Annotated in this window: 13 protein-coding genes; 6 read left to right on the top strand and 7 right to left on the bottom strand. The window is 59.9% G+C overall.

Going from position 1 to position 12,347, the window contains the following annotated elements; translation table 11 throughout:
- Positions 1-139: 139 nt before the first annotated feature.
- Positions 140-754: an NAD(P)-dependent oxidoreductase gene (locus ACIOVB_RS25590; protein ID WP_401272053.1), complete on the bottom strand. Its 615-nt coding sequence runs from the start codon at positions 752-754 to the stop codon at positions 140-142.
- A gap of 45 nt (positions 755-799) precedes the next feature.
- A complete protein-coding gene (locus ACIOVB_RS25585; RefSeq protein ID WP_401272052.1) occupies positions 800-1,678 on the bottom strand; it encodes an MBL fold metallo-hydrolase in 879 nt (292 codons plus the stop codon).
- A 114-nt stretch (positions 1,679-1,792) separates the two neighbouring features.
- Between ACIOVB_RS25585 and ACIOVB_RS25580 the strand changes: the two genes are divergently transcribed.
- Positions 1,793-2,698 (top strand): LysR family transcriptional regulator, encoded by a 906-nt coding sequence (locus ACIOVB_RS25580; protein ID WP_222944108.1) that lies wholly within the window; start codon positions 1,793-1,795, stop codon positions 2,696-2,698.
- 120 nt (positions 2,699-2,818) lie between these two features.
- Positions 2,819-2,995 carry a hypothetical protein gene (locus ACIOVB_RS25575; protein ID WP_008085463.1) on the top strand — a complete coding sequence of 59 codons (177 nt, stop codon included), beginning with the start codon at positions 2,819-2,821 and terminating at the stop codon, positions 2,993-2,995.
- Positions 2,996-3,070: 75 nt separating this feature from the next.
- Here the strand turns inward: ACIOVB_RS25575 and ACIOVB_RS25570 are convergent, their stop codons facing one another.
- Positions 3,071-3,955, bottom strand: coding sequence for a helix-turn-helix domain-containing protein (locus ACIOVB_RS25570; RefSeq protein ID WP_401272051.1), 885 nt, complete (start codon positions 3,953-3,955; stop codon positions 3,071-3,073).
- 178 nt (positions 3,956-4,133) lie between these two features.
- Here ACIOVB_RS25570 and pobA point away from each other — a divergent pair, with 178 nt between their 5' ends.
- Positions 4,134-5,327, top strand: coding sequence for a 4-hydroxybenzoate 3-monooxygenase (gene pobA, locus ACIOVB_RS25565; RefSeq protein WP_401272050.1), 1,194 nt, complete (start codon positions 4,134-4,136; stop codon positions 5,325-5,327).
- Positions 5,328-5,401: 74 nt separating this feature from the next.
- Positions 5,402-6,919, top strand: a complete 1,518-nt coding sequence (locus ACIOVB_RS25560; protein WP_401272049.1) for an MDR family MFS transporter — start codon at positions 5,402-5,404, stop codon at positions 6,917-6,919.
- Positions 6,920-7,041: 122 nt separating this feature from the next.
- Here the strand turns inward: ACIOVB_RS25560 and ACIOVB_RS25555 are convergent, their stop codons facing one another.
- The 4 genes from ACIOVB_RS25555 to ACIOVB_RS25540 form a co-directional block, all read right to left on the bottom strand.
- Positions 7,042-7,890, bottom strand: coding sequence for a cache domain-containing protein (locus ACIOVB_RS25555; RefSeq protein WP_401272048.1), 849 nt, complete (start codon positions 7,888-7,890; stop codon positions 7,042-7,044).
- Positions 7,891-8,164: 274 nt separating this feature from the next.
- On the bottom strand, positions 8,165-9,019 hold the full coding sequence (locus ACIOVB_RS25550; protein ID WP_401272047.1) for an ATPase: 855 nt from the start codon (positions 9,017-9,019) through the stop codon (positions 8,165-8,167).
- A 116-nt stretch (positions 9,020-9,135) separates the two neighbouring features.
- Entirely contained in the window at positions 9,136-10,128 is a 993-nt protein-coding gene (locus tag ACIOVB_RS25545; protein WP_187678140.1) for an NAD(P)-dependent oxidoreductase, read from the bottom strand.
- A gap of 54 nt (positions 10,129-10,182) precedes the next feature.
- Positions 10,183-11,076, bottom strand: a complete 894-nt coding sequence (locus ACIOVB_RS25540) for a LysR family transcriptional regulator ArgP (protein ID WP_187678141.1) — start codon at positions 11,074-11,076, stop codon at positions 10,183-10,185.
- A gap of 96 nt (positions 11,077-11,172) precedes the next feature.
- Here ACIOVB_RS25540 and ACIOVB_RS25535 point away from each other — a divergent pair, with 96 nt between their 5' ends.
- Entirely contained in the window at positions 11,173-11,574 is a 402-nt protein-coding gene (locus ACIOVB_RS25535; RefSeq protein ID WP_187678142.1) for an ACT domain-containing protein, read from the top strand.
- 5 nt (positions 11,575-11,579) lie between these two features.
- The gene (locus ACIOVB_RS25530; RefSeq protein ID WP_187678143.1) at positions 11,580-12,182 is read left to right on the top strand and encodes a LysE/ArgO family amino acid transporter; all 603 of its coding nucleotides are present in this window, start codon (positions 11,580-11,582) and stop codon (positions 12,180-12,182) included.
- The last annotated feature ends 165 nt before the right edge of the window (positions 12,183-12,347 follow it).

The following is a 12,347-nucleotide window of genomic DNA, read 5'->3' as shown; positions in this document are numbered from 1 at the left end:
CTGTCGAAAAATATCGTCTGGTCATATCACACCTCGTCGCTGGGCGTAGATTACCGCCCTTTAGGGGTGTCCAGAATCATTAAGCCAGATCAGGTCGGCTCCCTCTCCCTCCGGGAGAGGGCTGGGGTGAGGGGGGCTGTCAGTACCCGACCGTAAACCGCTGCCGCGAATGTTTCGGCGCTTCCACTTCGTCGATCAACGCAATCGCGTAATCGGCAAAAGTGATCCAGCTGCGCCCTTCTCCACTCATCAGCAAATGATCCTTGCCGACACGGAACGTACCGCTGCGCTCACCTTCGACAAACTCCGCCGACGGCGACAGAAAACTCCAGTCCAATTCCTTTTCCTGACGCAACGCCTCAAGAAACGCCGCACCGGCGCTGGCCTCGGTTTTGTACTCGGCCGGGAAACCTGCGCTGTCGATAACCCGAGTGTCGTCCGGCAACAACAGCGAACCGGCACCGCCGACCACCAACAGGCGTTTCACACCCGCCTGCTTCACTGGCCCGACAATTGCGCTGGCCGGCACCGTCGCGAAATGCGCGGCGGTGATCACCACATCATGACCGGCGACGGCATCTTGCAGCGCCACCGAATCCAGCACATCGACATTCTGGCTGACCACACCGGCACGGGCGCCGATCTTCGAGGTGTCCCGGGCGATGGCGGTAACGCTGTGGCCGCGACGCAGGGCTTCTTCCAGCAGTTGGCTACCGGCACGACCGGTGGCACCGATGATTGCGATTTTGCTCATGACATTCTCCAGTTGGCTTGAGAGTGCTGCGTTTTCAGAATCGGGTTACCACTGCATTTCGCCTTTGGCGACTTTGGCGCTCAGCTCCAGCGAGCTTTCCTCGCCCAGCTTCGGGTAGCGTTTTTTCATTGCCGCGATCAGGGCGGCGGAATCCTTGGCCTTGGCGGTTTCTGCATCGAACGCTTTGATGTAATCGGCGGTGAATTTCACGCTGGCCAGCGAACGGCTGCTGTTACCCAGGTAATGACCCGGCACCACGGTGTTCGGCTTCAGGGTTTCGATCGAATGCAGGGTTTCCAGCCAGTCGGCGTGGGATTGTGCGGTCTGGGTGTCGGCCATCCACACGTGGATGTTCTCAGCGACGACAACACCACCGACCACGGCTTTGAGCGAAGGAATCCATACGAAGCTGCGATCCGGTTGTTTGCCCGCAAGCCCGATCACCTGCAACTTCTGCCCTTCGAGCATCAGGCTGTCGCCCTTGAGCACGCCCGGCACGATGGTTTTCGCCGGTACGTCGGCGCCCATTTTCGGGCCCCAGAACGCCAGTTTGCCTTCGACGGTTTTGTTGATGTGATCAACGGTCGGCTGCGAAGCCAGCACCTTTGCATCGGGGAAGGCTTTGGTCAGGGTGTCGAGGCCGAAGTAGTAATCCGGATCACCGTGGCTGATGTAAATGGTGGTCAGGTGCTTGCCGCTGGCGCGGATCTTTTCCACCACTTGCTCGGCCTGGGATTTACCGAATTGTGCATCGACCAGGATCGCGTCTTTTGCGCCGCTGACCAGCACCGAGGTCACCGGAAAAATGGCGTTGGTCCCCGGGTTGTAGACATCGAGGGTCAGGTTGGCAGCCGCTGCGTGGGCAGCAAAACCGAGGGAAGCGGTGGCGAGGAGTACGCGTTTGATTACAGTGAAACCGATCATCTGTTGCTCCGGTGTCCGAATGCCATGTCTGGCGATGGGACAGAGCTTAGTTGCCTGAGTCAGTACAAAAAATGCGATGCTTGGACATAGTTTGTTTCTGAAAGCGGGCAAATCATGGATCGTCTCCAAGCAATGCGGGTGTTTGTCACGGTGGTGGACCTGGGCAGTCAGTCGGCAGCGGCCGATCACCTGGACCTTTCACGCCCGGTGGTATCGCGTTATCTGGCCGAGCTGGAAGACTGGGTCGGCGCACGCCTGATGCACCGCACCACGCGAAAATTGAGCCTGACCGCCGCCGGCAGTGAAATCCTGCCGCGCTGCCGGCAGATGATTGAACTGTCGAGCGATATGCAGGCCGCCGTGAGCGAACCCCACGACGCCCCGCGCGGACTGCTGCGGATCAGCGTCAGCACCTCGTTCGGCCAGGCGCAACTGGCCGATGCGATGGCGGCGTACGTCAAGCGCTACCCCGGCGTCAGCATCGATATGCAGATGCTCGATCGCACGGTGAATCTGGTGGATGAGCGCATCGATCTGGCGATCCGCACCAGCAATGACCTCGATCCGAACCTGATCGCCCGGCGCCTGACCGTTTGCCGCTCGGTGGTCTGCGCGGCCCCGGATTATCTGCAAGCGCATCCGGCGCCACAGCGGGTTGAAGAGCTGAGTCGACACAACTGCCTCACTCACTCTTACTTCGGCAAAAGCCTGTGGCATTTCGAAGAGGACGGCGAGCCGGTCTCGGTGCCGGTTCAGGGCAATATCAGCGCCAACGAAGCAAGCACGCTGTTGCGAGCGACGTTGGCCGGTGCGGGGGTGGCGATGCTGCCGACCTATCAGGCCGGGGTGCACATTCACGCAGGTGAGTTGATTCGCTTGCTGCCCGACGCCGAACCCCGGCAGATGAACATCTACGCGGTCTATGCCTCGCGCAAGCACATGCCGGCGGCATTGCGCAGCATGCTGGATTTTCTGGTGCTCAGATTCCCGGAAAACCCGGCGTGGGATATCGACCTGTAAACCCGGTCATCAGTGTTCTGAATGTCGCGTTAAATGTGCAACCGCTGGTGCTGGCAAGTCTTCATGGCTGACCTATGCTGAAAGCAGTACCCAAGGGTATTCGTTCAGAGGTCGAACACCATGAACATCAAAACAAGAAGATACTTCGCGATTTTCATCACCTGCGCTGCCACGCTGGCGTTGTACGGCACCGCGGCCTGGCGGGTCGAGCAACTGCGACAACTGCCCCGCGAATACGCGAGTTGTAACTTCGAGCGCTGTATTCCGCACAACGCCACGCTGAATGCGCTGCGCTGATTGAATCAGGCTGGAATAAAATCCCTGTGGGAGCGAGCAAGCTCGCTCCCACAGGGATTTGTAGTGGTTACAGAATTACTGCTCGGCCTTCAGCCTGTCACGAAACGCCTTGGGCGAAATCCCCACCCGACGCCGGAACAGACGCGTGAAGTTGGTCGGATCGGAAAACCCCAACAATTCCGACATATCGTAAATGGTCATGCTGGTATAGGTCAGCAGGCGCTTGGCTTCCAGTAACTGGCGTTCGTGCATGATCTGCAACGCCGGTTGCCCCGCCAGTTCACGGCACGTGCCGTTGAGGTGAGAGACCGAAATGCCCAGTCGATGGGCCAGATCCTCGACCTTCACATGCTGGCGGTAAGTTTCCTCCACCAATTGAATAAACCCGGCGAGGTATTCGCGCTGGCGTTGCGGCCGCTGGCTGGCGTTATGGCGCACGATCGCCTGGCGGCTGACCCAGACCATGATCACGCTGACCAGCGAATGCATGAGCATTTCCCGCGCGGGTTGATGGCCGTTGTACTCAGCCTGCAACGCCGTAAACAAGCTATTCAGGTAATCGCCGTCATTGCCCGCCGGATAGCTATCGGCCTGGGCAAGCGCGTGAACCGCGTTGCCCAGTTGCGCCTGCAAGTGATTGATCAGCGGCGTGGCGAGCGTGACGACGAATCCTTCGATGTCCTCGGAAAAACGGAAGCCATGTACCGATAGCGGTGGCAGTACTTGAATGGCAGGCGTTTGAAGCTGAGTGCGCTGACCTTCGATCTCAAGCTCTGCCTGACCTTTGAAGACGAAGAGCAGCTGGCACAAATCGGCGTGGCGGTGGGGTTTGATTTCCCATTGATGTTCGCGACTGCGTGAGGAAATGGTTTCACAGTGCAGCAAGTCCGGGGTCGGCCAGTCCAGGCTTTCACCGTAGAGCTTGAACACCGGAATCGAAGGCAGCTCAGGCTTGTTCATCACTTCAATCCAGGCCTCTAGGGTTACGGGCGATAATCGCACCGATTGGCAGAATGTACAGGTATCGGCTCAGTTTTCACCTTCAATTGACAGACCCGCAAGGGAAAAATGCAAGCACTCGATCCATAAAAATCATTCACCGGCCTTGGCCGCGTGAAGCTTGCGAGCCATAAAAACAATGAAAACGCTGAAAACCCAAGTCGCCATCATCGGCGCCGGTCCATCCGGATTGCTCCTCGGTCAGTTGCTCCACAACGCCGGCATCGACACCCTCATCCTCGAACGCCAGGCACCCGATTATGTGCTCGGGCGCATCCGTGCCGGTGTGCTTGAACAAGGCATGGTAGAGCTGTTGCGTCAGGCCGGCGTGAGTCAGCGGATGGACGCTGAAGGTATGGTTCACGGCGGTTTCGATCTGGCGCTGGACGGGCGTCAGGTACACATCGATCTGCACGCCTTGACCGGCGGCAAGACCGTAATGATCTACGGCCAGACCGAAGTCACCCGCGATCTGATGGCCGCTCGTCGGGAGGCCGGGGCAACGACGATTTATCAAGTGAGCAATGTCGTTCCTCACGGCATGAAAAGCGACGAAGCCTTCGTCACCTTCGAAAAGGACGGCGAAACCTGGCGCGTCGATTGCGATTACATCGCCGGTTGTGATGGTTTCCACGGTGTCGCCCGGCAGTCAATTCCTGCGGATTGCCTGAAGGTGTTCGAACGGGTTTACCCTTTCGGCTGGCTAGGCATTCTCGCCGACACCCCGCCAGTGCAAGACGAACTGGTCTACGCCCGCCACGAACGCGGGTTTGCCTTGTGCAGCATGCGGTCAGCGGTTCGCACCCGTTACTACCTGCAAGTGCCAGCGGATGAAAACGTCGACAACTGGAGCGATCAGCGCTTCTGGGATGAGCTGAAAAAGCGCCTGCCGTCGGAGCTGGCAGAGAAACTGGTCACTGGCCCGTCGATTGAAAAGAGCATCGCGCCGCTGCGCAGTTTCGTGGTGGAGCCGATGCAATACGGCCGGATGTTTCTGGTCGGCGACGCGGCGCACATCGTCCCGCCCACCGGCGCCAAGGGCTTGAACCTGGCCGCCAGCGATGTCAGCACATTGTTCAATATTCTGTTGAAGGTGTACCGCAACGGTCGCATCGATCTGCTGGAGAAATACTCCGAGATCTGCCTGCGTCGGGTCTGGAAGGCCGAGCGATTTTCCTGGTGGATGACGTCAATGCTGCATCGCTTCGACGATCACGATGACTTCAGCCAACGCATTTGCGCCTCGGAGCTGGACTATTTTGTCAGCTCGGAAGCGGGCCAAAAAACCATTGCAGAAAATTACGTCGGGCTTCCATACGAGGCTATCGAATAGCCTGCTATCGACTTACACTGGCGAGCATCCACCCCGCTCGCCAGCGGGTTCATCTCTGCCCGCAGGTCCTGCCCGTGTCCAATCTCAACCAGCCTGAAACGCCCAAACCGGCCATTCGCAGCGTGCTGGTCGCGCTGATGATGGCAATCTTCCTTGGCGCGCTGGACCAGACCATCGTCGCCGTGTCGATGCCGGCCATCTCCGCGCAATTCAAGGACGTCAGCCTGCTGGCCTGGGTGATTTCCGGGTACATGGTGGCGATGACCGTCGCGGTGCCGATCTACGGCAAGCTCGGCGATTTGTACGGGCGGCGCAAACTGATGCTGTTCGGCATGGGCCTTTTCACGCTGGCTTCGCTGTTTTGCGGCATGGCCCAAAGCATGGAACAACTGGTGCTCGCGCGGATTCTCCAAGGCATCGGTGCCGGCGGGATGATTTCGGTGAGCCAGGCGATCATCGGCGACATCGTGCCGCCGCGCGAACGCGGGCGCTATCAGGGGTATTTCAGCAGCATGTACGCGGTCGCGAGCGTCGCCGGCCCGGTGCTCGGCGGCTACATGACCGAGTACCTGTCGTGGCGCTGGGTGTTTCTGATCAACCTGCCGCTGGGCCTCGGCGCCTGGTGGGTGGCCAATCGCAACTTGCGCGGGCTACCGATTCCACAACGCAAGCCGATCATCGATTACCTCGGCACAGTGCTGATGATCATCGGCCTGACGGCCCTGCTGCTCGGTATCACTCAGGTCGGTCAGGGCCATGCGTGGCGCAGCAGCGAAGTGCTTGGGCTGTTCGCTTGTGCGGTCGTGGTGTTGGCGATTTTTGTCTGGCATGAGCGGCGTGCGCGTGAGCCGTTGCTGCCGATGCACCTGTTCGCCAATCGCAACGCCCTGCTGTGCTGGTGCACGATTTTCTTCACCAGTTTCCAGGCGATTTCGCTGATCGTGCTGATGCCGCTGCGCTTTCAAACGGTCACCGGGGCCGGGGCCGACAGCGCCGCGTTGCACTTGCTGCCATTGGCCATGGGCCTGCCGATCGGCGCCTTCTTTGCCGGGCGTCGCACCTCGGTGACCGGGCGCTACAAACCGCAGATTCTGACCGGCGCGATCCTGATGCCAATCTCGATTCTCGGCATGGCGTTCAGTCCGCCGGAGGCCACAGTCATGAGTGGTCTGTTCATGTTGCTCAGCGGGATTGCCGGTGGCATGCAGTTCCCGACGTCACTGGTCGGCACGCAGAACTCGGTGGAGCAACGCGACATCGGTGTGGCCACCAGCACCACCAACCTGTTCCGCTCGCTGGGCGGCGCGGTGGGTGTGGCGTTGATGTCCGCGCTGTTGCTGGCATTTTTACAGGACTCAAACTTTGTCCATCTGACGAGCAGCTCGCTGATGAGCGAGGGGCACTCGGGCAACGTACTGCTCGATGGTCTGAACGCTGCACCGGGTGATGCGCAGAACGCCTTGCGCGCGGAGCTTTCGGTGACCTTCCGGCATTTGCTGTGGGTCAGTGCGGCGGTGTCGCTGCTGGGGCTGGCGGCGGCGATTGCGATGCCGAACCACTTGCTGCGTGGGCGCGAGCACGGCGCCAAATAGCAGCAACACCCCAAAACATGTGGGAGCGAGCCTGCTCGCGAAGACGGTGAATCAGTCGAAGAATGTATCGACTGATATTCTGCCTTCGCGAGCAGGCTCGCTCCCACAAGGGAGGATGCGTTTCAAGGGCTGTAGTAACCCACCGCCACCAGAAAGTGCCCGACCTTCTTCAGGTAGGCATGTTTGTCCTCGACCTTGCCGGTCACCGGGTTTTTCCAGCGGTATTGGTAGTCGCCATAATCCTGCTTGGCGATCAGCGCCAGAATCGGCTCGCCCACCGGTTTGCCTTCCGGGTCCTTGATCTTGCTGAAGTCGGTATTGATCAGCCGCAGATTGGTGCCATGTGCGACATAGCGCTGGGTATCCAGATCGACCACGAACACGTACAGGTCATCCTGCAAATAGCCGCCCTTGAGCGAGTTGATCGCCATCAGCGTGCCCTTCTCGTCTTTGCCCAGATCCGTCGCTGCCTTGTTCAGCAATGCCATCGCCTGCTCGGCCGACGCCCGGGGCAAGTAATAACCGACCGCCAGAATCCGCTGACCGACGCGCTGATAGAACACATGCTTGCGCTCGACCTTGCCGTCAGCCCAGTTCTGCCAGCGGTACTCGGCTTGCTGGATGCCGTTGCCCTCCGGCACTTTCAAGGCGTCCTTGAAGGTTTTTTGCAGATCCGGGCCGAGCACATCGCTCACATCACGACCGATCAACGCTGACGATGGCCCGCCGCTGGCGAGCATCACGCCTTTGGTGTCGACCACGAACACGTAGCGATCCTTGTCGACAAACTCGCCCTGACGACTGAATGCGGCGAACGCCTTGTCGCCGTTGTCGTGGTAATAGGCCAGGGCCTTTTCCAGCAAGGTGATGGCGGCCTGGCTGTCATCCTTGGCGGTGGTTGCGGCGCTGGCCTGGCCGAACCCCGCCAGTAACATCACGCCGAGCCAGGCCACTTTATGCAAAAACCCCATAGCGCATCCCTCGTTCTTGTTGGTGTTTCAAGAGCGTAGACGGCTTGGGGGCATGTACGAGTATTCAGAATGATGCAGGTGATTACAGAGCCCCCCCCCTGTGACAAAGGAGATTCCTGTGGCGAGGGGATTTATCCCCGATGGGTTGCGAAGCAGCCCCAAAACCTGAGAACTCGATATCACTGGAAAAATGCCGGGGAGCGCTTCGCCCTCCATCGGGGATAAATCCCCTCGCCACAGGGTTCTCTGTCGACACAAAGAACCCTGCTTTTGGCTATGGGCGGGCGTTGATTTGCTGCTGCAAATTCTGGATCTGCGCCGACAGCGTATTGATGTTGCGGGTCATCTGCCCACGGAACGCGTCGAACTCGGCCGTGTTGCCGCCACCCTGAGGGGCTGCCGGACGGTTGTCCTGCTCGCTTTTGAGGACGACGATTTCCTGTTCCAGACGATCAATCGCCGCGCTCGGATTGCCCTGTTTCTTCAGTGCCGCGATGTCGGCGCCAAGGCTCTTGAACTGGGCATCGAAGGCCTTGAGCTGGGCGTCGACCTTGCTGGTATCGGCCGGCGTGCTTTTCACGCTCGCCAGTTCGGCGCTGAGGGCTTTGACCTGCGCCTGCAACTGGGTATTGGCGTTCTGCTGTTCAGTGGTCTGCGCGGTCATCTGCGCCAGACGTTTGTCCAGATCGCTGGCCTGACCGGCCACGCCCTGCTGCTGCTTGCTCTGATCCAGCAGTTTGCCTTCCAGCTGTTTGATCTGCAGCTTCAAGGCTTCGCTGTCGCTGCTGACGTTGCTCTGGCTGGCCACGACCTTGCCGGAAATATCCTGCAGGCGCCCGGCCGCTTCCTCACTGATACGCGCGAAACTTTCCTGGGTCGCCACCAGTTGCTGCTCCATCAGCGAAATCTGCTGAAAGCTCCACCAGGCCAGACCGATGAAGGCAAAAAACAAGGCGCCGACCAGCGCCCACAACGGCCCGGTGCTGACCGCCTTGACCTTGACCACCGGCGGCGTGCGCGAGTGCACGGCGGTGCGGGCAGTGGTCGGAATGTCATCGTCGTCGAAGGTGTCGGCACGCAGGCTCGGTACATCATCGAAATCGTCGTGGGCATCATTACGCATGGACATTGAGGCAACCTTTGTGAAACGCGGTGATGGCAGATTGCGGCGAAGTATAAACCCCGCAGCCGCAGGGATTGACCCTCAACCTGCAGTGCGGTTCATTGCCGCCCGGCCGAATCGTTTCAACGAATGTCCTGGGCTTTCCACCAGCCGCAGAACTCGTCGAGGGCCGTCCACAGGCTGACTTTCGGATCGTAATCCAGATAATGCCGGGCGCGGCTGATGTCGAGGGTGAAATTTTTGTTCATTACCTGCATGCCCAAGCGCGACAGCGTCGGCTCCGGACGTCCCGGCCAGAGTTTGCACGCGCCTTCGTTGAGCGCCGCGACGCTGTAGGCCAGCCCGTAGGAACGGTACTTGGTGACCTGTGGGACTTCCATTTTGCGCATCACGTAATTGACCACATCCCACAGCGGCACCGGCGCGCCATTACTGATGTTGTACGCCTTGCCCAGCGCGGAGCCGGCGGCCAGCAAGCTGCTGAGCATGACTTCGTTGAGGTTGTGCACGCTGGTGAAATCGACCTTGTTCAAACCGTTGCCGATGATCGCCAGACGGCCCTTGCGCTGCATGTTCAACAGGCGCGGGAAAATGCTCATGTCGCCGGCACCGGTAACAAAACGCGGACGCAGCGCGATGGTTTCCAGACCGAATTCCTGCGCGCCGAAGACCTTTTGCTCGGCCAGATACTTGGTCGCGGCGTAGTGATGTTTGAAGCGCTTGGGCACTTGTTCTTCGGTCAGGTCGAAGTGGTCACGGCCATCGAAATAGATCGACGGCGATGACAGATGCACCAGCCGCCGAACCCGCTGCTTCAGGCAAGCCTCGACGACATTTTCAGTAACCTGCACGTTGCCTTGATGAAAGTCCTGATAACGCCCCCACAGCCCGACAGCGCCCGCACAATGCACCACGGCTTCGACGTCGGCGCAGAGTTCACGCACCAGATCCGGGTCAGTCAGATCGCCGGGGACAAACTCGGCGCCACGGCGCACCAGATGCTCGACGCTCTCGGCCCGGCGACCGTTGACCCGCACGTCAAGGCCCTGCTCCAGAGCGAAACGCGCAAAGCGCCCGCCAATGAAGCCGCTTGCGCCGGTGACCAGAATTTTCATGTAAAGCTCCGATGTCTTTCGTTTTGCCTGATTCGTGTGTCTTGACGCTGGCCGTCAGTTCAACGGCACCAACCATTGGGGTGAAGAACGCACCAATTGCTCGGTCAGCAAGCCCAGCAGCTGACCGCCATTGCGCCAATGATGCCAGTACAACGGCACGTCGATCGGTTTATCTGGCAACAGTTCGCGCAACACCCCGCGTTGCAATTGCTCGCGCACTTGCAGTTCCGGTACCAGGCCCCAGCCCAATCCGGCCTCAGTCAGGCGGATAAAACCCTCGGAAGACGGGCACAAATGGTGCTCGAAACCGCCATCGACGCCGAGGGATGCCAGGTAGCGATGCTGGAGGAAATCGTCCGGGCCAAACACCAGCGCCGGGGTTCGCGGCAGTTGTTCGGCGCGCACGCCATCGGGGAAATGCCGTTCGATAAACGCCGGGCTGGCGAGCGCGCGATAACGCATCGCCCCGAGCAACACGCTGCGCGCGCCAGCCACCGGTCGCTCGCTGGCGCAGACGCACGCCGCCACTTCACCGGCGCGCATGCGTTTGAGGCCGACGGTCTGGTCTTCCACCACCAGATCCAGCAACAAATGCTGGTCGGCGCAGAAATCCCCCACCGCCTCAGCCCACCAAGTCGCCAGGCTGTCGGCATTGATTGCGATGCGCAGACGTTCCGGTAGTCCCTCTTCGTCCAACGCGGGCACAAGCGTCTGTAAATCGCGCTCGAGCAGACGCACTTGCTGCACATGGTTGAGCAGACGTCGGCCAATCTCGGTCGGCGATGGCGGCGTAGCGCGCACCAACACCGGCTGACCGACCCGCGCCTCAAGCAGTTTGATCCGCTGCGAAATCGCCGATTGCGACAAACCCAGCACCTGCGCCGCGCGTTCGAATCCAGCCTGCTCGACCACGGCGGCCAGAGCGGAGAGTAATTTGTAGTCGAACATCAGTTTTCCTAATGAGCGATCAGCACTATTGGTTTTTCTTATACAGCGTCAGGTCGGAGAATAGCCAGCAAGCACTCTTTATCAAGGACAACGTCAATGGCTGGCGAAACATCACTCTCGACCTTGCTGCGCAGCATGAGCCCGCAGCTCAACGCCGGCGAATACGTGTTCTGCACCCTGCCCGACGGCCAGTTGCCGCGCGGCCTGGAGGTTGTCGGCAGCTTCCGTGAGCAGGAAGGCCTGACGGTGATCCTGCAACGCTGCGATGCCGAACAGGCCGGTTTCAACTTCGATTATGTGGCCGCGTGGATCACCCTGAACGTGCATTCGGCGCTGGAAGCCGTCGGCCTCACCGCCGCGTTTGCCACGGCACTGGGCAAGGCCGGGATTAGTTGCAACGTGATCGCCGGTTACTACCACGACCATTTGTTTGTCGGTCAGGCCGACGCCGAACGCGCCATGCAAGTGCTGCGCGATCTGGCAGCCAACGCGGAGTAAATCTTATGTGGCAAAGCTATGTGAACGGCTTGTTAGTGGCACTGGGGCTGATCATGGCGATCGGTACGCAGAACGCATTTGTGCTGGCGCAGAGTCTGCGCCGTGAGCATCACCTGCCCGTCGCCGCGCTGTGCGTCGCCTGCGATGCATTGCTGGTGGCCGCCGGGGTGTTTGGCCTGGCGACCGTGTTGGCGCAAAACCCGACATTGCTGGCGGTCGCGCGCTGGGGTGGTGCGGTGTTCCTGATCTGGTACGGCAGCCAGGCACTGCGCCGGGCGTTTTCGAAGCAGAGCCTGAATCAGGGTGAAAACCAGACCGTACGCTCGTTGCGGGCGGTGATGCTCAGTGCCTTGGCGGTGACCTTGCTCAACCCGCACGTTTATCTCGATACCGTGCTGTTGATTGGTTCGCTGGGGGCTCAGCAGTCGGTGCCGGGGGCTTATGTGGTCGGCGCGGCAAGCGCTTCTTTGCTGTGGTTTTTCACTTTGGCGCTGGGTGCCGCGTGGCTCGCACCGTGGCTGGCTCGCCCGAGTACGTGGCGGATTCTTGATCTTTTGGTGGCGCTGATGATGTTCACCGTAGCCGGTCAGTTGATACTGGCCTCGTGATTTATTCTGGAACCTCTATCCCACACAGTTGTTGCGTGGTTAAGCCGCAACCCCGGTGCTATGATCCGAACCCTGCGCCGCAAAGAGTAAAAACTCGCCGGTGCATTTCTGGCCGCCCGTGATCGGCCTTGCGCTCACCGCAACAGACCTGATTAGGAGAATCAT

Source organism: Pseudomonas sp. NPDC087639 (assembly GCF_044743385.1).
GTDB lineage: Bacteria > Pseudomonadota > Gammaproteobacteria > Pseudomonadales > Pseudomonadaceae > Aquipseudomonas.
This window is presented reverse-complemented; position numbering and strand designations above follow the sequence as displayed.